A 23,896-nucleotide genomic window follows, 5' to 3' on the forward strand; every position below is an offset into this window, starting at 1 on the left:
AAATCAGCTCGCGATCGTTGCGCGGCCGGCGCTCACGCGATTGCTGCGCGACCAGATACCGGCTTCATTTCAGGTCTGAACAGCAGCAACAGGAGCGAGACACCGAACGCGTCGCCGAGACTGAACAATTGCGGTTGGAAGAAGGCCCCAAACGCCAGGGCGACCAGTCCGCCCAGGCGGGCACAGGCGAAGCGGCGTTGCCGCCGATCCCTCCCCGTTGATCGCATCGCCTCGGCGCCTGCAGCGGCAATGACGCAACCGACAAAGAGGATGATCAATCCGCCCCCGACGATTCCGAATTCCACCAGCGTCTTCAGGTAGCCATTGTGCCCGGCCTCGAAGGCCGACGCGCGCTTGAATCCGATGCCGAGCGGATGATCCATGATCGTCGCCAGGGCCGCGGACCAGTATTCATCCCTTCCTGTGAATCCTGAAGACAGATCTCGACTGGAATCATCAAGCGCGAGAAAGGTGGCAATCTGCGGCCAGAGGAATATGCACAACAGCAACGCAGCGATCGCCGCGGCAACCTTCCACGGGCGTAGGGAATTGAAGGTCAAGTCATGCACGATAAGCGCGGAAATGCAGCCGATCAGGGCGTACCGCGAGCTGACGAGAGCGGCCATCGAGAAACACAGGATCCTGATGACGATGCCCGTTTTCCCCGCGTGAAACTGCGACAGAATGAAGCCTGCGAGCAACGGTGCGGCAAAAAGATTTGGCTGAATACCCCCGACGTTGCGGCCCTGCGGTAATCCCAGGACTGCCAGCGCGGAGATGCCGAACAGACAAAATATGATGGATGCAACATTCATGCAGGTTTCGACATCGTCCGGAGGCAGCGTCCATACGACGGACAGCATCAGAGCGGTCAGCATCAGCAGAATGGTGTAGAAAACGCCAACAAACGTCGCCGCCTCGTCATCGTGCAATTGCAGGGCAGCAGACAGGTAGATGATGCCAATGATCGCGATCTGGGCGAGGCTCAAGCGACCCAGGCTCGCGAGCGCCCGCGAAGCGTGCATCAAGGACACCGTCGTGATGAACAGCGCGATTCCGGTAATCTGGCCGATCAGAACCGTGCCGCCCAAGGCAAACGAGGTCGGAGCGTCCGCGAAGTCCGGGTTCAGGTCAATCATGGGGAAGCAAAGCAGGCCGCACCACGCCCAGAAGGAGCCGATGACTGCAATCGTCGGAGCGCTGCGAGCGCGGAAGATTGCGGCAGCACCAGCGGTCAATCGATCCCGGCCCGGGTTGGTCGTCGGTCGATCGACGAAAGATCCTGGTCGATTCAAGGAAATCGTCTCTCTCGCGGGGTGCTCTTGTCAGACTGTGGTTCCCGGCACCCGAACGTGGTCCGGTGGCAATCCCGCCATGTGCCGCTCCATCATGGCGGCGTAGGCCGTCTCCAGATCACGCGTGTACTGCTTCGTGTCGTACAAAGGTGTGGTCAGTCGATCGCGCGCCAGCTTCGCTCTCAACGTCGCGAGCCTGGCCGGATCGTTCGCCAGCTCGATCGCCAATTGCTCGTAGGCCGCTGGCGTCGTCGTGATCAGTTCGGGTAGGCGGATTGCGTTGAGCAAGCTCGCTCCGACCCGCGCCGCGAATGAGTCGCCGAGGCAGGTCACGACTGGAAGTCCGGCCCAGAGCGCATCGCTGGCGGTCGTATGAGCGCCGTACGGGAGTGTGTCGAGGAAAAGGTCCGCGCAACGATGCCGCGCCAGATGCGCGGAAGTGGGGAGCCGTTGTGCGAAAACCAGACGACGCGGCGCGACGCCTCGTGCCTGCGCCTCTCGGCGCAAATTGTCCGCAGCCGTTGGATTGTCCTCGAACAGCCACAACACGCTGTTCTCCACCGCGGCGAGGATCCGCATCCAGGATGAGAAAACGTCCGGCGTGATCTTGTAGTTGTCGTTGAAGCAGCAGAACACGAAAGCGTCATCCGGAAGGCCATGCTCGACGCGGACGGGCATCAGATCCGCAATCGCACGGTCGCGGTCGTTTGCCTGATAGCTTTCGGGAAGCCAGACAATTTTCTCCGCGTAGCAATCGAAATCGTGCTCGGGAATGACGTTTCGGTCTGCGACGATGTAGTCGATGAAGCCGGCACCGATGGTGCCGGGAAAGCCGAGATAGTTGACCTGGATCGGGGCGGGACGCATGGCGAAGATGCCGGTGCGCGCGTCCTGGGTATATCCTTTCAGATCGACGAGGACGTCGACTTCCAGAGTCCTGACAAGCTCGGCGATTTGAGCGTCGCTTTGCGGTTTGGCGTCGACGAAGCGCTCGAACGCGGCTTCGATCCGCCGGCGCATGTCCGAGCCGTCGTTTGGGCCGACCGAGATCGCGGTGACTTCAAAGCGCGTCCTGTCGTGATGTTCGAAGACGCCCGCCATCAGCTGCGAGGTCGCGTGCTGATGAAAATCGGCCGAGAGATAGCCGATGCGGATTCGGTCGTGATTGTAGCGCTCGCTGCGCCAGACCGGTGAACTCTGGAGACGGAAGTTGTTCTCGGCCCACGTGCGCGCGCACTGAAGCTGCTCGGCCGATGTGGACGGAATCGCGACGAACATGAACGGTGAGACGAGCTTCCCGCTTCGGACCGATGACCTGACCGAGGCACAACCACGCTCGAAATCCGTCCAATCGCATTGATGCAACTTGACGCGCAAGCAGGCGGCGGCCACGGCGGGCTGATCCGGATTGAGGGCGAGAGCTCTGTTCCAGGCGACCAACGCGTCGCCATAACGTTTCTCGAGATAGGCGACCTGACCGTTCGCCAGCCAGGCGCTCACCAGGCCGGGATTCAGGACTGTGGCGCGGTCGAGAGCCGCCGCCGCATCGTGGTGACGGCCAAGGGACAACAACACGGTCCCGCGGCCGAGCCAGGCCTCGGCGAAAGCGGCATCCGAAGCGATGGCGCGATCGAACGCGACCTCCGCATCCGGCTGACGGCCTGATCGAAGGAGAATATTGCCGTGTCCGGACCAGGCCGACGCGAGGTGCGGCCCGATGGCGAGCGCACGGTCGTAGGCTGCCGCAGCGTCCTCGGGGCGACCGAGATCGAGGAGCGCGTTGCCGCGGCCAACCCATGCTTCAGGAAGATCCGCTTGAAGCGTCAATGTGTGATCGGCGGCGGCCAAGGCTTCGTCGCGCCGGCCCAACTGGATCAGGGCGTAGCAGCGGCCGAGTGCTGCTGCCGCAAGATCGGGCCGTAGCGTGAGGGCGCTGTCATAGGCCGCGAGCGCGTCGTTGTAACGGGAGGTCGCGAAGTGGATCGTTCCCTTGTCGAGATGCGCCTCCGCGAGCCGTGGGTTCAACTGCAATGCCTGGTCATACGAGGCGAGTGCCGGTTCATATTGCCGCGACTTCGCCAGCGCCGAACCCAGCATGAAGTGGGCCGGAAAATGCCGGGGGTGATGTGCCAACAGGCGTGTCAGTTGCTCGATGGCTTCGGGATGGCGGCTCATTGCCAAAAGCCCGGCCGCACTTCCATGCAGAAGTCCCAGGCTGGTCGGCGCGAATTGTAGCCCGTGCTGGCACAGCCGGACCAACTCGTCATGCTCGCCGGCCCGGTGGAGCACGGCCGCGTAGTTCTCGATAAACTCCACGTTGACCGGCTTCGACTGCAACGATCGTGTCATCAGCAGTTTTGCTCGATCAATATTTCCCGCCGCTGCCTCGGCCACGCCCAGGAAGTGCACGGCGTGAAGATTATTGGGATTGGCATCGATGATGCGCCGATACAGTTTGGCGGCGGCGGCGATGTCCCCCTTGTCGTGCAAGGACAGCGCCCGATCCAATATCCGTCGCTCGTCACGCATTGCTCAAACCGCACACTGCCTCAAAGGCCCGATGGCTGGGACGAACTCCCGCTCTGCTTGACCCGACCCCACTCCTTACGTTCCGAATTGCACAAGACTGTGACATCGGCGGCTGTAGCGGCGAGCCATGCGATGATCCGCGAGCTGTCGTCGGACTGATTATGTGAGGTATCAATTCGTGTAACATTGGTCTACATCGGCGCTGCAAGCCGTAGGTTCAGGTCACGACGCCCGCCCCCGGAAAACATCATGCTTGAAACAAGTGTCGCGAGCTCCAACGCCTCGGATGGAACGCGGAGCCCTGCGGCGTCTCGATACCGGCTAGTACAAATGCGCGCCGCCGGCTGGGTGAGAGCCGTCCATGGCCAATGGAGGCAGATTGCCAACGTCGGGCTGCTGGTCGCCGGGTTCGGCCTCGGTCAAGGGGCGATATTCATTGTCCAGACCGTGCTCGTGGCCGCAGGTGAGTACGAGCTTCTCGCAGCATTCGGCACGCATTATTCTTTTGCCATTCTGGGCATCGTCCTCGTTGACGCCGGGGCGAGTACGACACTCGCCCGGGCAGTGGCCCGCTTGCCGAGCGGTCGGGAGGCGCGCGGCGAGGTATGGCGGGTATTTTGCGAGACGAGCGCAATAAGGATCGCGATAGCCTTGATCGTCGGTGCCGCTGCAGCCGCATACGTCTTGCGGCTCTCGTCGGACGAGTTTTCGCGATGGTACGTCGCCCTTGCGCTCCCCGGATTGCTGCTGTGGGCCGTCAACGGGGTTGGCCTGCTCGACGGCCTGAGACTGAGTGGCATCAGCGGAATCACGGGATCGGCGGCTTACCTGGTCACCGCGGTCGGCCTAGCCCTGGCGGCCCACAGGTCGGCTGCGGCAGCAGGCGCGATCCTGGGCGGCGCCTTTTCCATAGGCTATCTCGCGACGTTGATCGCGCAATGGACGACGCTGGCGCGCAAGGGCTGGTACCCGCGGTTTCACAGGGTGACGCGTGCGGGTTTGACGAGGGCACTGACAGACGGCTGTGCCCTGTCGTTCCAGATCTTGCCGGGGCAGGTCAACATGCGCGTTCAGTTGGTGTTGAGCACGGTCTATCTCGGCGCCGAGACGACCGCCCTGTTCGTGTACGCCAAGCAGATTGTGACGGCATCGACCCAGATCGTAGGGTTCGTGCTGAGGGTAGAATTCCCAAGCCTCGTCGAGAAACTGTCGGCAGCCGAAAAGCAGAGCCTCGGCAGCATGCTCGGTGCGCAGAGAATGGCGCTCTATTGCGCGGCGATGTTTGCAGTCGGCGTTACCGTCGCCGCCGGCATCGCTGCGCAGGTGCCGGATTTCGGCTTGCACCGGGCCGCGATTGTCATCGCTGGCTTCGCGCCGACGATATTCACGATGTCGCTGTTGCTGATGATGATGCAGGCCCTGGCGGCGACGGGCGCGTATGGCCTCGCCGCCGGGGCTCTGGCGATCGGCTCGGCGGCGGGGATGCTGGCCAGCTACCTGCTGGTTTCCATGCTTGGCGTCTATGCTTTCGTGGCGGGAGAGGTCGTATTGAATCTGGTTGGGCTCTATGTCGGATATCGCTATCTACGTCCCTGAGGGACAAGCCGGGACAGCCGAGCCCCGATCTTGTAGTCCTGTGATATCAGCTCAAGTCGGCCGGTTTCGGCACCAGCGCGATTGGGGGAGCGAGGACCGGCTTGGCTGCAGGCCCCCATGGTAACCGGAATGACAAAGGCCTCAGGAAATTTTCGGCAGCCTCGACGATGATCCTCTTCTTCGCCAGGACCTTCGATTCGACGAGATGCCAGGACAACGCCGCGAACACCAAGCTGAGGACATAGGCCATGGCGAAGCTGAGCAGCCAGTTCTTGTTCGCCGGAAAGAGGTAGACGAGGAGCTGCTGCACCGGCAGCCCATACAGGTACACTCCGTAGGAGTAGTCACCCGTCCGATTGACGAACGTCTTTCGGAAGTTGGAAAGCCCGACGAAGACCGTGGCGTAGGCGATCGGGATCATCGCCAGATATTGCAGCGCTCCGCCCCAGAGCAAGGCGTAGGAAAGCACGACCGACAGAGCGAACAGGTCAGCTCGCAGTGGAACCTTGTCCTTGAGCTCGAACAAGGACACACCGATCATGAACGCGAGGACGAGAGTCTCGATCTGCACTCTCCCGTCACCCGCAGACCAGTCCGCCGGCGCATGAATTCCCAGTGCCTGCATTCCCTGCAGGCCGATGAACGTCGCTACGGTGATGAACGGAACGGTCAGGCGCAGGTGCGCCAGCTGCAGGACGAGCACCGTGGCGAGGATTACGTAGCAGTACATCTCCGCTGGAATGGTCCAGAGCTGTAGATTCACGACCCGCGGCACAGGGTTGTTGAGAAAGACACCAGGCAAATAATATTGGATATCGCCGATGATATTGAGAGGGTATGCGTGAAACAGGGGATCGCTGAAGTACGCGGCCAGGGTGAAGCTGGTCACGAGCGGACCGAGGACGAGCATTGCGAGAAGCGACTCGACACAAAGTGCCGGGAAAATACGCAGCGCTCTCAGCAACAGAAAGCCGATTGTCGTCCTTGAACGATGCAGACTTCCTGAAACAAGGAATCCACTAAGGGCGAAGAAAGCCGGCACCACCGCCCAGATAATCGGCTGGTAGATGGGGGGCTGCGCCACGGAAAACGTACCGACGCGGACCGTCGAGTCAACCAGCGACTTGAAGGTCTGGACATCGGCGCCCAGCGTAAACGTCTTGCTATGGATGAAGAGGACGGCCGTAGAGAGAAGTATCCTGAGGTAGTCGAAGCCTGTTGAATGGCCCTCAACGGACTCCATCCGAGCGGAGATGCTTTCTCCTTTGGGCAGCGCCGAAGTCATCAGTACAGATCCCCGTCCAGTCTTGCTAGTGTTCAGAGCCGACGCCCCTGGCTCGAGGACGCAAGGGCTCTCTTGAAGGCGGCCACCCTGACGTCTCTGGCCGGCGGCGACTGCCCGTCGTGACATGTTCGATCGAGCGAACCGGCGTCGCCAAAGGCGCGGTGCGCGGAGCAGGTGTTGCGGCCCGTTGCGGAAGGGACATGAATTCGTGTTCGAGCGAACGGATGATCGAGATACGATCCCATTTCTGCTCGGCGCGTGCGCGCGCGACGGCGCCGAGGCGATTCCGCAGTGCCTCGTCTTCGGCCAGCGTCTTGACAGCCGCGGCAAGCGCGCCCGCGTCGCCCGGAGCGATGACGAGGCCGGCACCTTCGACCTCGGACGCAATCCCCGTACCAGGCTCGGTCATCGCGATGAGCGGTCGGCCGGATGCGAGCATGCCGGCCAGCTTGGACGGCAGAACCAGGTCGGATATCTCGGCCTTTTGCGGCAAGAGCTGAATGTCGGCGGTGCTGAGCAGCTCCGAGACCCGATCGAGCGGCTGGAGGTCAAGGAAGCGGACGTTGTGCAGACCGGCAGCCATTTGAACCAATGCCGGCTTGACGGGACCATTTCCGCAGAGAACGAACTTCACCGAGGGCTGGCTGTCCTTCAATGCCGCGGCGGCTTCGATGATCAGCTCAAGCCCCTGCTTGTTCGACATGGCTCCCGAGTAGAGCGCCACGATATCGGTCGGCGCCAGCTGCAGCTCCGAACGAAGCTGCGTTTGATTACTTCCCGGCACGACGATGCTGGTGTCGATCCAGTTCCGGAACTCACGTAATCTGGCAGGCGCGATACCCTTGTGCTCGAGGCGGCGTACCATCTGTGTCGAGATGGTTGAGACGCGGTCGAATGAACGCAGTATCCACCGTTCGACCGTACGCATCAGCTTGCGCGTGACACCGCTGCGGAGCAGCCCGACCTCGAAGGCTGCGTCGACTTCGAGATCCTGAACATGGACCCAGGAAGATGCGCCGGTGATCCTGGCGGCCAATGCCGCCATAGGCGCGGAAAGCAGAGATGGCGCCACCACGAATACGATATCGGGGCGCCACCAGAGCGCGCTCGACAGAACGGGGACGGCTGCCGAGAGCATGAAGGAGGCGTGATGGAGCAGCCGCTTGAGACCCGAAGGCCGGCTCGGCACGTAGATCGGCGCCCGAATGACGTCCACATCGTTCAGACGTTGATGGCGATACCATTTCGAACGATACCCCGGTGGGATGCTCCAGTCGGGGTAATAGGGCGGGGCGGTGACGACGCGAACTTCGTGACCCCAGCTGGCGAGACTCTCGCAGAATTCGGTGTTGTATTTCGCCACGCCGATCAGATCGGGAGCATAATTTATCCCTATCACCAACACCCGCATGACCGTCCTCATTTTCGGTCGAAGCGAAAGGCTTCGACCGGCCGCGACAAATCCCAGCCCGCCGAGCCGGTTACGGGTTCGGTCGTGGCGCCTGCAGGCCGGAGCGTGTCTTGGGGGTGAAGCCGAGTCCGAGATGATCCTGGATAGGATCGATCTCAGCGAGCATCCTCCTGCGTATTGTTATGTTTGATATCATTTCTTGTGTGACGTTATCGCAATAACGATACGACAAGTAACAAGTAGCGGCGTGGCGCGGCGATCCCGGGAATTAGATTGATCAGTGCAACACATTGCGATCGGAAGCCTGGCTTCCCTCGAACGGCAATTCGGGATCGGGCCGGGGCGCGGATCGCGGCGGCGAAGCCGGGTGTCGCAGGTGTTGCGAGGCAGCACCGTCACTGCTGGCTACGGCGTCTCGGCAATCTGGATCACGCGTTCCAGATGACGAAAGATCGCGACATGTCGGGGCAGGCTATCGGCAACTTCGGACGTCGATCCGGTCCCCTGAACTGAACCAAATACCGGGTTCTCGCGTCACGAGCGCGGAGAGGCTTGCACCGCACGCACGACATCGATCAATGCCGTCGCCATCCGGTCAACACTGAACCGGTCCGCGAACAGATCGTGGGTTCGTCGGCCCATGGCTGCCCGGTCTTCCGGAGACATGGCCAGCCATGCGCGCAGGTTCTTGAGTGTGCCCGCCAGCGAATCTTCGGCGACAAGACCTGCACCGGCCGCTCGAACCTCGCGCCATATGTTGACCTTGTCAGAGATCAGCACGGACAGGCCGCAACCCAGGGCCTCGGCGACCGAGATGCCGAAGTTCTCTTGATGGGAGGGTAGCACGAAGGCCTCGCTGCTGTGGAACGCGCCCCATTTGGCGTCGCCCTGCAACATGCCCGGCCATGAGACACGATCGGCCACGCCCAAGGCGCGGGTCCGGGCCTTGAGCTGACTGACCCAGCCGGTCTGGTCCGGCCCGGCCATCAGCAGATGCAGGCGAGGCTCCTCGGCCGCCACGTGGGCGAATGCCTCGACAAGCAGATCGCAGCCCTTCTTCGCGTGCAGCCGCCCGAGAAAGAGCAACACCCGCTTGCCGCGCAACTCGGGATGGGCGGCGAGGAAAGCCTCTCGTAGCGGGGGCGCGTCCTGCGGCGGCAATCGCGTGCCGTAGGACACCACGACCTCCTGCGCCCGGTAGGGCCAAAACGAGCGGCGCGCAAGCAACCGCTCATCCTCGCTCGTGAACAGCACAGCCGCAGCGTCGCGCAGAACCCGGTATTCGGCCCAGGGCCAGTAGAGGCACTTCTTCAGATGCTTGAGCGGATAGTTCTGCTTGAACCACGGATCAAGCATGCCATGCGTGAACACGACGTAGGGCTGCCTCAGCTCGCGCATGACCTGCCAAACGGCAAAGCTGTGGTACTGCCAGATACCGTTCACAATGACTGCGTCATAACCGCCGGCGTGGGCGCGCAGCCATGGCTGGAGCGACGTCGAGAAATGATAGCCGCCACGCGGCGGCCCGAGTGCATGCACGGGTAACGGAAAGGATTCCAGATGAGGCGCCCTGGGATCATCCAGACACGCTACTTCGACCTGATGGCCCATCTCCAGCAGTCGCAAGCCACGCTGGCGCACGCCCTCGATGGGCCCGCCATTGCTGGGATCGGCGGAGGAAATGACGTGAAGCAGCCTCACTGGTGTCTCCTCAGGCTGCGGCAAAATGTCGATACAGCGTCATCGCCCAGTCGCGATGCCGCGTGACGCCGCTGCTCGCGCCGGGATTGAGCCACTGATGGATCGGCACCGCAAAGCCGGTCTTGGGCCGGTTCAACACGCCTTCCGGCAATTCGGGCGCGACGCGCCTGACGATGGTGCGCTTTTCGCTGTTCGCATCGAAATCCGGGAGCTCCACGAAGTGTTGCAGCAGTTGCAGATCGACCAGGGGCACGCGGATTTCGAGCGAATGCGCCATGCCCGCCCAGTCGGCGTCGCGCAGCAACTGGTTGCGCATGTACCACTGCATCTCGAGAGCGGAGACCGCCAGCCGGTCGCTCTCCAGGCCCTCGGTACTGGCATCGAGGCGGTTCATGGTCGCGAGCTCCTCCAGGCCATCTCTGGCCATGGCCGGGTCCATCAGCTGCGCGAGCTCCCACGGCATGTGGAGTGCTCGCCGCAACAGATATGCCCCCGACAGGCTGTGGCCGTATTCGACGAGTCCCGCATATTTGGGCGACGGCAGTGCCGAGGCGAAAGGTTGCGCCAGATGCCGCAGCAGCAGCCCGGTTCGTTCGCCGACCGGTGCGCGCCGCATCAGGCTCACCAGGCGCGGTACCTGCCGGAAGCTCGGGTAAGATCCGAACAGCTCGTCGCCGCCGAGCCCCGAGATCGCAACCTTCAGACCTTGCGCGGCCGCGGCCTTGGAGACGAACCAGACGTTAATGCCGTCGATCGAGGGCTGATCCATCGCGTCGATCAGGTGCTGCCGGTCGCACTCGAAGTCGCGCGCTGAAATCCGATGCAGCGCATGCTTTGCGTGGAGCAGGCCGGCGACCTCATCGGCCAGTCCGGCCTCGTCGTTGGGGCCGTCGGCATACTCGTTGAAGCCCAGGGTCAGCGTGCGCAACTCGCCGACGCTCGCCGCACAGGCCGCGAGCATGGTTGAATCCAATCCCGCCGAAAGGAAGACGCCAACAGGCACGTCCGCCACCATGTGCGCGGCGACGCTGTCCCTGACCGCTGCGGCGATCTGATCGAGCGCGTCGTCGGTGCGGGCGCCGGAGGCCGTGGGCAGGCGACCCAACGCATCCACGATGCTCGCAAACCGGATCGGCCGTCCGGCGCCCGCGGCGCTGAAGCGCTGCCAGTGCCCAGGCGGCAGCGCGCGGATGCCGCGGTACAGGGTGTATGGCTCGGGTACTGAGCCCCACAGCAGGAAGCCGGCGTGGCCCGCCGGTTCGGGCCTCCGGTCCACCGGGGCTTGCAGCAACGGCTTGACCTGGGACGCGAAGCGAATGGTGGCGCCGTCGTCTGCCACGTACAGAGGCTTGATGCCGAACGGGTCCCGGGCCAGCAGCAACTCGCGCCGACTCGCGTCCCAGAGTGCAAAAGCATACATGCCGCGAAGGTCGGAGAACATCTCTTCGCCGCGCTGGGCGTAGAGCTTGAGCAACACTTCGGTGTCCGATTGAGTTCGCGTCGCGACGCCGTCGTGGTGCAACCGGGTGCGCAACTGCTGGTGATTGTAGATCTCGCCGTTGAAGCAGATCCAGTTGCCGGTTTCGGGATCAAGCATGGGCTGCGCGCCGCCTTCGCTCAGGTCGATGATGGCCAGGCGGCGATGTCCGAAGCCGACGCGTCCGTCGGCGGCCATCCACAGACCGTCGCCATCCGGACCGCGCGCGACCATCGCGTCACGCACCCGCAGCAGCTCGGCTTTGTCGATGGGGGGCGCTTCGGCACGGTATGCGAAGGCGCCGGTAATTCCACACATGGTTCAGCTTTCGGTCAGCGAGGGACGTTGTCATGCACGATGATAATTGTGCGACGGTGCGTTACGGCGCCTTGAATCGTCCTCCCTGCGCAGGCCCTCGCGCAATGTGACGGGGAAGCCCGGACCAGTGGCCGGCTTATCTACTCAATGTTATCCTCTTCGGCAATGCGCTGCACGTATCGAGTGCTGCGATCTCGATATCGTCAAACTGTAATGTTCGTTTGATAGGACCTCGGCTGAAACATAACAGAATGATAACAGGGCTGCATGTTCTCCGCTCCCGAACGCACCACGCCGGCGCACGCGCGCTTGCAGTTCGGGCGCGGCGAACAGCCCGTCACCACCGCCGGCACCCGATCATCCCAATGCTCTGTCCCGTGAGTTCCGTCGGATATGTACAAGCCTCGCCGGCGCCAACTCTCTGACCGGATTTCACTGGGCCCAGAGATATCGGAACGAGCTACAGCCACGATCCGCTCGCCTCTGCCATCTCCGGAGGCCGCATCGGCCGTGAATGCGGAAGAGCCGGCCGCGATCGCCGCTCCGTGGCTCAAATCCGTTGTCGTCTTCGGATTGTTGTTCGGCGCGGTCTGGCTCTCGCTGTATACGACTTACGCCATGCTGCCTTTTATCAGGCCGGGCTCGGTCGTCATTGCGTACGCAAAATTGGATACTCTTGTGAAGGGCCGGATGTTCGGTCCGCAAGACCGCAATCGGGTGATGATCTTCGGTAACAGCAAGCTTCTCTCGGCGTTGCTTCCATCCGACCTGGATGCGGCCGTCGGCCCCGGCTTCCGATCGTATAACCTTGGGCTGCCCGGCGAAGTTCACTTTCTTCCGATTCTGGAAGCCGCGCTGGAAGCCGGCAACGTTCCCACGCACGTGCTGTTGACGATCCCGTGGGACGGCAAGGGTGTATCCGATACGTTTTCTGATACCCTGCGCAATGATAATTTGTTGGCAAACACGCTGTTTCCTTTTCGCAATTTGCCCCGTGAGGCAGCGCTGTTCGCTTTTCAGAATCTGGATCGACTGTCCGACGCGCGCCGCGACGTGGAGATTCAGCGCGCTGCAATGCTCCGCGATCGGGGCTGGTACTTCATCAAGTCGCAGAGCCATTACCCGGGCGATCGCCTTCCCGATGACTACACCCTGCCGACCGATCATCCCACACGTATTGAGCTACGGATGATCCCTGAGAAGTCTCACTCTCGTAATCACCTCGAACGGCTGGCGAGCCAGTATGGCTTCCAGATCATGATTGTTCCGGGCTTCTTCCGCGCTGGCGAGGCTGCTCCGCTGCCAGCCGCTGACGACGCCAGGTCGATGATGATCTCGGATCGGCCTCTCATTCGGGTGTTGGGGCCGGACTATTTCATGTATCCGCCAGCACTCTTTGCCGATCCGCAGCACATGAATCCGGCCGGGGCGCGCGCCTACACGGCCGATCTGGCCAAATTGCTGAAGTCCACCGGAGCATTCGACTGATGCTCTTCAACTCTTTCGAATTTCTGGCGTTCTTCGTAACGTTCCTGGTGGTGTTCTTCTCGTTGCCGGGGCGAACCCAGCCGCTGGTGCTGCTGATCGCCAGCTATATCTTCTACATGAGCTGGCGCCCTTCCTTCGGACTCCTGCTCGGATTGACGACGATCGTGGATTACACGACCGCACTCATGATGGCTCGGGCTCGGACCGATGGCGGACGCAAGGTAGCGCTGACCATCGCGCTGTCGATAAACCTGGGCGTGCTCGGAACGGTCAAATATCTGGACTTCCTGATTTCGAACGTGCTCGGCGTGGTCGGGCTATTCGGGTACGTGGTGCCGGATTATGCCCTCGGTCTGGTGCTCCCTCTCGGCATTTCGTTCTACACGTTTCAGTCGGTCGGCTATACGCTCGACGTGTACAATCGCCGGGTTGCCGCCGAGCGCGACTTTATCACCTACGCCCAATATGTGAGCTTCTTTCCGCAACTGATCGCCGGTCCGATCGAGCGTGCGGCACACATGCTGCCGCAGTTCCGGATCACGCATCGGCTTTCCTACCAAAATGTCACCGCCGGCCTGTTGCTCGTCGGCTATGGCCTGTTCAAGAAGATGTGCATCGCCGACGTGGTCGCGTCGGTGGTGAACGGGATCTACGCCAATCCGGCGCAGTATTCCGGCAGTTATCAACTGCTCGCGGCGGTGCTCTTCGCCCTCCAGATCTATTGCGATTTTTCGGGGTACTCGGACATTGCGCGTGGCGTGGCGCGCATCATGGGCTTCGATCTCATGATCAATTTCGGGCAACCCTATTTCGCCACCAGCCTGAACGAGTTCTGGCGCCGTTGGCATATTTCCCTGTCGACCTGGTTCCGCGATTATCTGTTCATTCCGCTCGGGGGAAGCCGCGGCAGCGAAGGCTCCACCGCGCGCAATCTCATCATCGTATTCGCGGTCAGTGGTATCTGGCACGGTGCAGCGTGGAATTTCGTCGCCTGGGGCACGCTGCATGGGGTTTGCCTGGTTGTCGAACGAGCCTTTATCAGGCTTGCGAAACCGGAAGCATGGCTCGGCGAGCCGGCTCGTCTGCTGCTCGGTTGGGCCTGGATGCTAGCCGTCGTGCTCGTGGGATGGGCCTTCTTCCGGTCGACGAGCGTCGCCAATGCGATCGTCGCCCTGCGGAGCCTGGGCGACTTCGGTCCCATCTCCTATTTCACCCTGAAGATGCTGGATCTCGCGAGCGGCGAACTGGTGATGCTCGCCGTCTCGCTCGCACTGCTGTTCGTGATCGACTTCCACCTGTCGTTTCGACCGCAGCGCCTTCGTGAACTGTGGGAGGTGCGCTGGCTGCCAACGGCCGCCGGTGTCGCGCTGGCATATTACATCGTGCTGTTCGGCATTTTTGGACATGCCGAATTCATCTACTTCCAGTTCTGACCGCGGCCTACGCCCGGCCAAGGAAGGTTGGGCGCGAGTATCCTGACCCGAACAACGAAAAGGGGGGCGTCGCGATCGCCCCCAATTCACGGCGTCAGCGGCCTACGCGTCCGATAACAGCTTGGCATGCTCGCCTTTCACCACCAGGTACCTGCCAAGGCAGATGGCGTCGAGACCGGTGCGAAGGAAGCAGCTCATGGCCTGTTCGGGTGTGTCGACGATCGGTTCGTTCTCATTGAAGCTGGTATTGAGCACGATCGGTATCCCGGACAGTTCGCCGAAGCTGTGGATCAAGTCGTAGTAGAGTGGATTGGTGTCCCGCGCGATGCTTTGCAGCCGTCCGGTGCCATCGACATGGGTGATGGCGGGAAGTCGTTCGCGCCATTCCGGACGAAGCTTGACGACATGCATCATGAAGGGACTGAATACATCCTGTTCAAAATAGGTCGATACCGCTGGCTGCAAGATGGTCGGAGCAAAGGGGCGGAAGCCTTCCCTTCGCTTGATCTTGGCGTTGATGACATCCTTCATGTTGGCGCGGGTCGGGTCGGCAAGAATGGAGCGATTGCCGAGGGCGCGCGGGCCCCATTCGGATCGCCCCTGGTACCAGCCAACCACCAGCCCGGCGTGCAACAGGGATGCGACCGCCTTCGGAACGTTGCCGGGCGATAGTTCGCGCATGGGAGTTCTGGCCGATTCTGCTGCGCGCCGCATCGTCTCATCCGAATGAGCCGGCCCCCAGTAGGAATGCGTCATATGGAATCGCTCTCGTCCGCCCGCGACATTGTGCCATGTCCACAGGCCCGCACCGAGACACAGACCGTCATCCGATGAGGCCGGCTGCATGTATGCCTGCTGGAAAGGCGTGTCGCGCAACAGGCGCGCGTTCATGACGCCGTTGAGTGCGCAACCTCCGGCATAAACGACCTGCTTGCTCGGGACCAGATCGTGCAGCTTGTTGAAGCAATGCACCGCCACTTCCTCGAAGCGGACCTGACAGGAGCGGGCGATGTCCTTGTCCCGTTGCGTCAGCTCCTCGCCGCGCTGGCGCGGCGAACCGAACTTCTCGATCCATTTGTCGGTGAACAAGCGCAGCATTTCCACGTGATTTCGCTCGTCCATCTTTCCGCTTTCGCCGCCGCGGTGCATGCCAAAGAAGCCATCGGCGAGCTTGAACCAGCCATCGGGCCGCGTTTGGACGAGGTCTCGCATCGTGTCCGCAAAGCTGTCGACGCCGTATGGCGCGAGACCCATGACCTTGTACTCTTCGCCATATTCGGCGAAGCCGATGAACTGACAGCACGCCGTGTAGAAGAAGCCCAGGCTGTTTGGCAGGTTGACGCGGTCGAGCACGTCGATCCGTGTCCCCTCGCAGCGCGCCGCCATCGCGCTGGTGAAATCGCCGCTGCCGTCATAGGAGAAGCCGGCCGTCAGCCCGTCGAACGGCGAGCAGTAGTAGGAGCTCGCAATGTGGGACAGATGATGTTCCACGTTGATGACTTTGGCCTTGACCATGTCCGGGGCCTGCCCGGACGCCTCGGCGACCTGCTCGCTGATGCTCAGCTCGTCCTTGGCCCGCCGGATATGCTCAAGCGCCGCTTTGCCGCCGCTAAGGGGATTGCGCAAGACATACGAGACCTGGGCCGCGCGATTCTGCGACGGATCGCGCGCGATCGCGATGAAATCCAGGTCCTTCGACGATATGCCGCCCATGGCAAGAACCGATTGGATCGCCTGCTGCGGGAAGGATGGGTCATGCTTGATGCGTTTGCCGAAGCGCTCCTCAGCCGAAGCTGCGACCACCTTGCCATCGATGATGAGCGCCGCGGAGGCATCGGGATGGTTGAGGTTGAGGCCGAGAATTGCGGTCATCGGTACAGTCTTTCAGGTTGTGAAGCGGCTGCCGGAGAGGAATTCCGTTCGGCCACAGCGGGAGATGGCAGCCAGAGCAGGGGTTTAACTAACAACGGAACTTATCATTACCGTGACTGATCGAGAGGGAGCGCGAAGCAGGGGCGAGCAGCTCGCAGCGCTATTTTTGGATACGCCGTTCTTCGACGTTCCTTCGACTGAGCCACCACGCGACGCCGCGATCAATCATCAGACCGACCCGTGATGGTCCCATGGTGTTTCCTTCGACGACCACGTCGCGGACGCCGGGCGAGGTCGCGGCAAAGCCTTTGATTTCGATGTGGGCGTCCTGATCGAGGCGATTGCCTCGAACGATCACCGCTTGCACCATTGGCGGTCGACCTGGAGCCTTTGCGGTCTGGTTCGCCTGGACGAGAATTGAAGCCTCATTGGAGAAAATGCTCCGTTCGGGTCCGGCCCGGTAGACGTTTCCCTCGAGTATGTGATTGTCGAGGATCTGAATCCGCCAGCCGGGCTGGAAACTGTCGTAGGACAGTCCGAACACGGCAAAGCCGCTGGTCCTGTTGGATCGATTGCCGGAGATGACATGCCCAAGCGCCGTCCCGTACGTCTGCGCGGCGACGCCCGTGTCTTCGAAGTCATTATCGATGATCAGATAGTTTTGCTGCGCCTGGGTAACCGTGACCTCCGAATTCGAGTCCAGCGCCACCTCGAGCGGTCGATCGAGCACCACCGACAAGTCGGGCGGCTTTTTCTCGAGTGCTTTGACCCTGGCGTATTGGCCGGCACCGCGTCCGTTGACCACCATGACTGCGGCACCGGTCCAGTCCGTGCCGGCCGGATACGGATTGGCCGCATCCAGCATCGACAACCGATCCGGCCCAGTGCTGTTCGCATGACCGAAATAGAATCCGCCTGGCCCGTCCGACGTCATCGCTTCCCGGTCCCAGCCATAAATGGCCCTGAACGTGTTGCCGCCGACGAAGATGTTCTCGGATGCGCTGACCCATTTTGACAGCGTCGATATTCCTCCGCCAGTTCCCTGGAGGTCGGCGGCAGTCACCGTATTGCCTTCGAAGACGACCTGACGCGATCCCACGATCGAGTACGAGCCATAGCGGCCGTTGGTCAGGATATTGCGGGCCACAATCGCGTTGGTTGCCTTGAAGAGGCGAAGCGAATGTCCGGATCCGAGAATATCGCAATCGGATACTTCGATCCTGTTTCCGCTCAATCGAATGGTGTCGGGAGATCCATCGGGGTAAATCCGACGGAAGTCGTTCATTTGCTGCAGGGTGGCTTCAGCCTCCATGAGGCCCCGGAAGGCCGAACCGCGAATGCGGACATGCCGGATGGCGATATCGGCCGCGTCAGGAATCGGGGCGTCGCCGAACTGAAAGCCCCCCGCGATGATGTGCGGGTGGTTCGATGTGTAGATTGTCAGGTCTTCGACCGAGAACTGCGACCTTCCCTGTATCAGTGCGGCCGGAAGTGTTGCCAGACTGGGCCAGACCAGGTTGACCAGATCGATGCGTTCCCCCTGCAATTTGACGCGAGGTGGAATGACGATCATGTCCGAGATCAGATAGCGCCCGCGCGGGAAGTACACGGTCCCGCCTCCGGCCTGGCTCGCAGCTTCGATGGCGGCCTTGACGGCGCGAGTACAATCAAACTTGCCGTCGCCGTTGGCGCCAAATGCCCGTACATCGAAGGATTGCACCGCGTTCGCCTCGGGAGAGCGCACGACGATGCTGCCCACATCGACCCATTCGGCGTCGCCGCCGTCTCCGTTGGAGAGGCGCAGCCGGTAGCGGCCGGGTGAAAGCTGGTCGGGAATGCGAAACGCACCGCGCCACAGGTCGCCTTTGGTCAGAACGGCCTTCGTCGGTGCATTTCCGGCATCGGGCAGCATCAACAATTGTGCACGGCTTGCCTGGCGAACGATGTTGCGACCGAACACCTGGAGCCAGCCCGAAGGCGAGACCTCGTCGCCGAGGTTTCCCTGCGTCCAGTAGATTGTTGGCAGGTTGATGCGGCCGCTGAGAGTGCCCTGGGGGTGGGTCAGGCTGAAGCGGTAGATCCCGGGCGTGAACTGCTCCGGGATCGTGAATTTAAGGGAGAGGGGATTGGCCTGCAGAATCGGAACGGAGGTTTCCTGGCGGGAGGGGCCGTCGCCAATTCGGGCAACCGTCACGGATGTAATCTTGTCGAGCTCGGCGCCGGTGACGAGCACTGTTTCGTCCGGACCGACGGGATCGTTGAACCAGAACATCGCGGACTGCGCGGTTGCCTCCGCCATCCAAAATAACTGAAACAGGGCAACAATGGCCGCGGCACTACGCGTCATGTACCGTGCCCATTGAAGATCATTCTGGCGTTCGAGCGCATGGTGATCAGAGCTCGATGACAAGGCCGGTCAGGCGTCGCAGCTCCGCGCGCATTTCCGCCGGATCCTTCAGATGAGAGATGGCGGCTTCCAGCTCTTCCACCTTTGCGCCGACAAGGAAGCGATACCAGAGACCCTGCAATCCGTGATAGACAAGGCCTTCCTTGCCGTCGAGAAAACCGAGCTGGAAAATCAGGCGAAACAGGAAATAGGCGGGAGCGCTGATTTGATAAGGGATACGGTTGTACAGCCGTTCCTTGATCCAGCGCTTGATGGCCGCCTGGCGCGAGCCTTCCTCCGTTATCAGATCGACGTCGCGCCCGAACAGACGATGACGCTCGTTGATCACGTCGATTGCCTCGCGTGTGGCGTATTTGTTGTGCTTGTCGGTGAAGAACGTCAGATCGTTGAGATTGTGATCGGCGAACCCGCCATCGAATGTAACGGTCTGGCCGCCCCACAGAATCATGTGCTCATCCATCCAGCGGTCTTCGATGCGGCCGTGGCCGCGGCGCCAGATCCGCAAGAGGAGGAGCGGGTAGCGGCCACCATGGCGAATCCAGCGGCCAAGGAAGATGTGCTTGCGCTTGAGGTTGATCCCGACAACCTCGTTGCTCAGGCGCGGCAGTTCGTCGCGAATTCTGGCGCCGAGATCGGCTTCGATGATTTCGTCGGCATCGAGCCGCATGATCCACGAGGCGGTGATCGGGGCATTCTCGAGCGCCCACTGAAACTGCTTCGCGTAGTTGACGAACCGGTTCTGCAATACGGTCGCGCCTTGAGCGCGCGCCAGCTCGACCGTTCGATCGCTTGAGAAGCTGTCGACAACAAAAACCTCGGTTGCAATCTTGGCAACCGAGGCGAGAGCCCGCAAGATGTGGCGCTCTTCGTTGTGCGTCAGGATGATGACGGCAAGGCCCATAGCTTACTCACTGCCGGGATATCGCGGGATTGGCAGGCAGGGCAGGGGCGCTACCTGACTTTGGCGCCTTCCTTGTCTGCTTTGTGAATCTGGTCCATGCGCTCGATCTTCGCCTCGGCGCGTACCTTGTCCACGAGCTCGATCTGCGCTGCGGAGGCGACCATCGCAGCGAGGCGATCACGGATCTTGTCGTAGTCGGCCGGTTTACGTGGCCGCGTATCCTCGAGCTTGAGGATATGCCAGCCAACTGCAGTCTTGAACGGCTGCGACACCTCGCCCTTCTTCAACTTGATCGCAACGTCGGCGTATTCCTTGCCCATTTCGCCGCGCTGCCGCCAATCGTAGTCGCCACCCCTCGCTTTGGTGACGGGGTCGTCGGACACATCGGCTACGACCGCTGTGAAGTCCTCGCCCTTGTTGATCCTGTCCATCGCCGCCCTGGCTTTTTGTTCGGCCGCCTTGACCGCGGCATCGTCCGCGGGCGGAACGATCATGACGACGAGATGGCGCAGATGCAGTTCGGGCTCGGTTGTCACCCCGTTGAGCACGACCTCCTGATATGCCTTGCGCATGGCCTCCTCGCTCACCGCCTGCTGACCAACGACAGTCAGAAGATGATTGGTGAGGCCCTGATTGCGCGCGAAAATGGCGCGGCGCTGAAGATCGGCCGGGTCTTCTATGTGCCGATCGGTCGCCACCTTCGCGAGCAGCACGGCGTCGGTCACCATCTTCAGGAGGGTTTCGCGCCTCTCGATGGGGTCCTGAACCAGCAGGTTTCGGCCGATGACTTCGTCCGCCAGCTCCAGATCGCTCTCATGGATCGGGCTTCCGTTGACGACGGCGACAACGGGATCGGCCGACGGCGATTGGCCAAATGCCGGTGCTCCGGCGCCGAGCATGACAGCCAGCCAGACGGTAGCTAAGCCGGCGCGTGCCGTCATTGCACGGTAAGGCATGCGGAAACCGGGCAGAGCGCTCATTTCGTAGATCCTTCCTGCTTGGTGGTCTTATCCGCGCAGCACTCACACGATGGCGAACGATATTGTCGTGATACGACGCATCATGTGCGGAGTGATCGGATTGCCGGGGTGCCTTTTAACGATGCGACATTAACGGTGATGTGATGTCGACAAGACAGGTCTGTGAAAGCGGGTCGGCGGCGTCACCGTCGTTTGCTCACGGCGCGTCGTAGAGAGATGGTTGTCTACAGGGCGGGTCGATTGCGCCGCGATGTTCGCGCTTCATGCATTCAGAATGCGCGCGAGCGTCTGATCCGACGGCGTCCACATATTTTACGATGCGATTTGGTGCGTGGATAACATTTGGCGCGGGCGAGAATTCCATGCGTTTACTCGTGAAATCCTGAGCTTGTCGTCAGGTCGGCATAGGGATCGATCTCATTGTAGATGGGATGAGTATCATAATTCACAAAACAACAATCAAAGTCTCACATACCGCCGATAGCGTCCGCCTCGCTCCGGGGCCCGGCTGCTGATCGTAGCAGGCTTGGGGTATCCAAACAGGGAGACTGAGGTTATGCGAAACTTGAAGACTTTACTTTTGGGATCGGTCGCGTTCGCTGCGATGGGCGTTGCTTCCGAGTCCGCTCAGGCGCAGTCGGTTGCGTTTGGTGCGGGCGCGACGTTCCCGCAGATCGTCTATCGGCAGTTGATGGACTGCATCTACACCCAGGCCCAGGGCAGCTCCGGCAAGCCCGGCCCGATGGCCAAGGCTGCGAGCTGCGGTGGCTTCAACACCAGCGGCATCGGCGGCGCGATTCTCTACGCCGCGACCGGTTCGGGCAACGGCAAGACCGTGCTGCGCACCAACGACAAGACCCAGATCGGAACGCCTTCGTCTTCCGCTCCCGCCTACACCAGCAGCAACTTCGGCATCAACAACATCTCCGACTATGATGGCGTGCAGTTCATCGGCAGCGACGACGTCGTCAACGCGGCCGACATGACCGCCTGGAACACGGGCGGCGCTTCCAGCCCGCAGTCGAAGTTCGGCAATCTCATCCAGATTCCCGCGGTCGTCGGCGCCGTTGCGTTTGGTCTGAACGGCAAGGACGGCGCTGGCGCCACCCTGAACATTCTGCCGGCGACCCCGGCTGGCGGCAGCAGCGGCCTCAACCTGTCGCGTAACGCGTTCTGCGGCATCGCGTCGGGCCACATCACCAAGTGGAACAACGCGATCCTGACCGCGCTCAACGGTGGCACGCTCGGCACCGGCAACATCACCTTCGTGCATCGTCAGGACGGCAGCGGCACCACCTTCCTGCTGTCCAACGCGCTGGTTGAGCAGTGCCGTTACGAGTTCGGACCGAACAGCGAAAGCGACGCGACCGTCGTGTCGTACGCTTTCCCCTGGACCGATCGCTCGCAGGCCTGCACCACCCCGCTTCTCGCGCGCGGTGCGAACCAGCTGAACTGGCCGGATCAGTTCCCGACCGACCAGTGCGGCAACGCGGTGACCAGCCCCGGCACCTTCGCCAACGCCTCGGGCAGCGGCGCCCTCGTCACCCTCGTCACCTCGACGAACGGTGCGATCGGCTACGCCTCCCAGGACTTCTGGCTGCCCGTCAAGGCCGGTGGCCTGAAGACTGCCAACCTCCAGTCGCAGTGGGACATCACCGGCGCGACCGGCAAGTTCCAGCCGCCGACCTTCCAGGGTGCGCAGAAGGCGATGGCAACCTCCATTCCGCAGTTCGACAGCGTCAGCCGTCCGAACCCGCTGACCTGGAGCTTGCAGGGTGTCAATCCGAACCCGGTGGTTGCCGGTTCGTATCCGATCTCCGGCTTCTCCTGGTTCGAAGTCTATCAGTGCTACCAGACGCACTCCAACGGCAACAACGCGTTCATCTGGTTCAAGACCTTCCTCGACTACGTCTATGGTAGCGGGTCGGCTGCGATCATGAACGACAACGGCTTCGCTCAGGTTCCCGGCGTGTGGCAGGGCGAAATCTACACGCTCCTCAACGACCCGGTTAACGGTCTGAACGGCAGCGGCTGCACCGGCAAGGTCGGTGCTTACTGATCGCTGTCAGGTCTCAGCCTGATCGATGATCGACAAACTCTGTGCACCCGGCATTTTTGCCGGGTGCATTTTTTTGAAACGTGCCCGGCTTTGATCCGACATCGTGCCGCAAGTAGATGTGATGGCGGCGGACGATAGGGCGCGCGCACATTGATCTCCCCATGCCCTGCGATCTCGCGGACCGGCCTGGCGCATCGGTTCCCTGCTCGCAAATGTCACATGATTGATATTCATGACGGTTATCGCTCGGGTCCGATCAGGGACGGCCGTGCCATGTCGATGCGCCTATTCATTGCTTTGCTCGCTGGCGTCCTTGCCGGGGGAAGCGTCCCGGCGTTCGCCGTCAGCGCGCCAGGATCGATGGATTCTCCCTCCGCCGACTCGCGCGACGATCTGTTTGCCACGAAGCCGGCCGACCCGGCCCCAGCTCCCGCCGCCGTGCCGCCGCCCGCGACCGTCGAGCGGGCGCCGGCGCCTCCACCGGCACAACGCGCGCTCAGCGACAACCCGCTGTGGGCTATCCCGCTCGGCCGTTTGACGGCCAGCCGTGAGCGGCCGCTGTTTGCGCCGACGCGACGGCCACCGGCGCCTGCACCGGTTGTCGTGTCGGCGCCCGTGCAAGCACCTCCGCCGCCGCCGGCCGAACCCGAGAGGCCGCAGCTCTCTCTGCTCGGCACCATCGTCGGCAGTGAAAAGATCGGCTTGTTCATTGATTCCGCCAGCAAGTCCGTGGTCCGGCTGAAAGCAGGCGAAAACCACAAGGGATGGACCCTTCGGGCGGTCGAGCGGCGCCAGGTGGAGTTCGCAAGAGGCCTCGATACTACCGTGCTGGACATCCCGTCGCCCGACATGAAGGCCGGTGCGGTTGCGGGCGGGCCAGTGCTTGCGGGGCCGCCGCCCGTTCCGGTCGCCATGCCGGTGCCGCCTCAGCGAGGTGGGCAGACCCCGGCTTCCGACGCCCACCCCGGCGCCAGCAAGAACCTGACGATCAACAAGAGCGCGCAGCCGGCAAATTTCAAGCTGCCGCCGGGTCTGCTTAGCCCGTTTGCCAACCAGGGCCAGCGCTAGGGCAGCCCAATCTCATCATGCTTTAGGGTCATTCGGCCGGACCGCCGCAGCTCGCATCGAAGCGATATCGCGTTAA

Annotated in this window: 16 protein-coding genes; 5 read left to right on the forward strand and 11 right to left on the reverse strand. The window is 61.9% G+C overall.

Features of this window, described 5'->3' with window-relative positions; genetic code table 11:
• Positions 1 to 32: 32 nt before the first annotated feature.
• On the reverse strand, positions 33 to 1,295 hold the full coding sequence (locus tag AB7008_RS17910) for an O-antigen ligase family protein (protein ID WP_304494646.1): 1,263 nt from the start codon (positions 1,293 to 1,295) through the stop codon (positions 33 to 35).
• A 30-nt stretch (positions 1,296 to 1,325) separates the two neighbouring features.
• Positions 1,326 to 3,803, reverse strand: a complete 2,478-nt coding sequence (locus AB7008_RS17915) for a tetratricopeptide repeat protein (RefSeq protein ID WP_441259174.1) — start codon at positions 3,801 to 3,803, stop codon at positions 1,326 to 1,328.
• 351 nt (positions 3,804 to 4,154) lie between these two features.
• On the opposite strand from AB7008_RS17915, the gene AB7008_RS17920 reads away from it, so the two are divergent.
• Complete coding sequence (locus AB7008_RS17920) at positions 4,155 to 5,420, forward strand: hypothetical protein (RefSeq protein WP_441259175.1); 1,266 nt, start codon at positions 4,155 to 4,157, stop codon at positions 5,418 to 5,420.
• Positions 5,421 to 5,466: 46 nt separating this feature from the next.
• Here the strand turns inward: AB7008_RS17920 and AB7008_RS17925 are convergent, their stop codons facing one another.
• The 4 genes from AB7008_RS17925 to asnB all read right to left on the reverse strand — a co-directional run bounded on the left by AB7008_RS17925 (position 5,467) and on the right by asnB (position 11,612).
• On the reverse strand, positions 5,467 to 6,705 hold the full coding sequence (locus tag AB7008_RS17925; RefSeq protein WP_304493455.1) for an acyltransferase family protein: 1,239 nt from the start codon (positions 6,703 to 6,705) through the stop codon (positions 5,467 to 5,469).
• Positions 6,706 to 6,730: 25 nt separating this feature from the next.
• Positions 6,731 to 8,116, reverse strand: coding sequence for a glycosyltransferase WbuB (locus tag AB7008_RS17930; RefSeq protein ID WP_304493456.1), 1,386 nt, complete (start codon positions 8,114 to 8,116; stop codon positions 6,731 to 6,733).
• A 534-nt stretch (positions 8,117 to 8,650) separates the two neighbouring features.
• Positions 8,651 to 9,817 carry a glycosyltransferase gene (locus AB7008_RS17935; RefSeq protein ID WP_304493457.1) on the reverse strand — a complete coding sequence of 389 codons (1,167 nt, stop codon included), beginning with the start codon at positions 9,815 to 9,817 and terminating at the stop codon, positions 8,651 to 8,653.
• 10 nt (positions 9,818 to 9,827) lie between these two features.
• Entirely contained in the window at positions 9,828 to 11,612 is a 1,785-nt protein-coding gene (asnB, locus tag AB7008_RS17940) for an asparagine synthase (glutamine-hydrolyzing) (RefSeq protein WP_304493458.1), read from the reverse strand.
• A 510-nt stretch (positions 11,613 to 12,122) separates the two neighbouring features.
• On the opposite strand from asnB, the gene AB7008_RS17945 reads away from it, so the two are divergent.
• Positions 12,123 to 13,100, forward strand: a complete 978-nt coding sequence (locus tag AB7008_RS17945; RefSeq protein ID WP_441259176.1) for a hypothetical protein — start codon at positions 12,123 to 12,125, stop codon at positions 13,098 to 13,100.
• A 47-nt stretch (positions 13,101 to 13,147) separates the two neighbouring features.
• Positions 13,148 to 14,533 (forward strand): MBOAT family O-acyltransferase, encoded by a 1,386-nt coding sequence (locus tag AB7008_RS17950; RefSeq protein ID WP_304493460.1) that lies wholly within the window; start codon positions 13,148 to 13,150, stop codon positions 14,531 to 14,533.
• Between the two features lie 102 nt (positions 14,534 to 14,635).
• Here AB7008_RS17950 and AB7008_RS17955 read toward each other — a convergent pair whose 3' ends face one another.
• The 4 genes from AB7008_RS17955 to AB7008_RS17970 all read right to left on the reverse strand — a co-directional run bounded on the left by AB7008_RS17955 (position 14,636) and on the right by AB7008_RS17970 (position 20,693).
• Entirely contained in the window at positions 14,636 to 16,405 is a 1,770-nt protein-coding gene (locus tag AB7008_RS17955) for a carbamoyltransferase family protein (protein WP_304493461.1), read from the reverse strand.
• A gap of 160 nt (positions 16,406 to 16,565) precedes the next feature.
• Positions 16,566 to 18,752 carry a glycosyl hydrolase family 28-related protein gene (locus AB7008_RS17960; RefSeq protein WP_304493462.1) on the reverse strand — a complete coding sequence of 729 codons (2,187 nt, stop codon included), beginning with the start codon at positions 18,750 to 18,752 and terminating at the stop codon, positions 16,566 to 16,568.
• A 46-nt stretch (positions 18,753 to 18,798) separates the two neighbouring features.
• Positions 18,799 to 19,713 carry a glycosyltransferase family 2 protein gene (locus tag AB7008_RS17965; protein WP_304493463.1) on the reverse strand — a complete coding sequence of 305 codons (915 nt, stop codon included), beginning with the start codon at positions 19,711 to 19,713 and terminating at the stop codon, positions 18,799 to 18,801.
• A 50-nt stretch (positions 19,714 to 19,763) separates the two neighbouring features.
• Positions 19,764 to 20,693, reverse strand: a complete 930-nt coding sequence (locus AB7008_RS17970) for a peptidylprolyl isomerase (RefSeq protein WP_304493464.1) — start codon at positions 20,691 to 20,693, stop codon at positions 19,764 to 19,766.
• 556 nt (positions 20,694 to 21,249) lie between these two features.
• On the opposite strand from AB7008_RS17970, the gene AB7008_RS17975 reads away from it, so the two are divergent.
• Positions 21,250 to 22,752: a substrate-binding domain-containing protein gene (locus AB7008_RS17975; protein ID WP_304493465.1), complete on the forward strand. Its 1,503-nt coding sequence runs from the start codon at positions 21,250 to 21,252 to the stop codon at positions 22,750 to 22,752.
• 6 nt (positions 22,753 to 22,758) lie between these two features.
• On the opposite strand, the gene AB7008_RS17980 is transcribed toward AB7008_RS17975, so the two are convergent.
• Positions 22,759 to 22,986, reverse strand: coding sequence for a hypothetical protein (locus AB7008_RS17980; RefSeq protein WP_304493466.1), 228 nt, complete (start codon positions 22,984 to 22,986; stop codon positions 22,759 to 22,761).
• A 126-nt stretch (positions 22,987 to 23,112) separates the two neighbouring features.
• Here AB7008_RS17980 and AB7008_RS17985 point away from each other — a divergent pair, with 126 nt between their 5' ends.
• Complete coding sequence (locus AB7008_RS17985) at positions 23,113 to 23,820, forward strand: hypothetical protein (RefSeq protein ID WP_304493467.1); 708 nt, start codon at positions 23,113 to 23,115, stop codon at positions 23,818 to 23,820.
• The last annotated feature ends 76 nt before the right edge of the window (positions 23,821 to 23,896 follow it).

It is taken from the genome of Bradyrhizobium sp. 521_C7_N1_3, from assembly GCF_052075975.1.
GTDB lineage: Bacteria > Pseudomonadota > Alphaproteobacteria > Rhizobiales > Xanthobacteraceae > Bradyrhizobium > Bradyrhizobium japonicum.

Bases quoted from the DNA above. Each gene is read 5' to 3' on its own strand.
- AB7008_RS17920 (WP_441259175.1), top strand. From the start codon at position 4,155: ATGCGCGCCGCCGGCTGGGTGAGAGCCGTCCATGGCCAATGGAGGCAG.
- AB7008_RS17925 (WP_304493455.1), bottom strand. From the start codon at position 6,705: ATGACTTCGGCGCTGCCCAAAGGAGAAAGCATCTCCGCTCGGATGGAG.
- AB7008_RS17930 (WP_304493456.1), bottom strand. From the start codon at position 8,116: ATGCGGGTGTTGGTGATAGGGATAAATTATGCTCCCGATCTGATCGGC.
- asnB (WP_304493458.1), bottom strand. From the start codon at position 11,612: ATGTGTGGAATTACCGGCGCCTTCGCATACCGTGCCGAAGCGCCCCCC.
- AB7008_RS17955 (WP_304493461.1), bottom strand. From the start codon at position 16,405: ATGACCGCAATTCTCGGCCTCAACCTCAACCATCCCGATGCCTCCGCG.
- AB7008_RS17960 (WP_304493462.1), bottom strand. From the start codon at position 18,752: ATGACGCGTAGTGCCGCGGCCATTGTTGCCCTGTTTCAGTTATTTTGG.
- AB7008_RS17965 (WP_304493463.1), bottom strand. From the start codon at position 19,713: ATGGGCCTTGCCGTCATCATCCTGACGCACAACGAAGAGCGCCACATC.
- AB7008_RS17970 (WP_304493464.1), bottom strand. From the start codon at position 20,693: ATGAGCGCTCTGCCCGGTTTCCGCATGCCTTACCGTGCAATGACGGCA.
- AB7008_RS17975 (WP_304493465.1), top strand. From the start codon at position 21,250: ATGCGAAACTTGAAGACTTTACTTTTGGGATCGGTCGCGTTCGCTGCG.
- AB7008_RS17980 (WP_304493466.1), bottom strand. From the start codon at position 22,986: ATGAATATCAATCATGTGACATTTGCGAGCAGGGAACCGATGCGCCAG.
- AB7008_RS17985 (WP_304493467.1), top strand. From the start codon at position 23,113: ATGGATTCTCCCTCCGCCGACTCGCGCGACGATCTGTTTGCCACGAAG.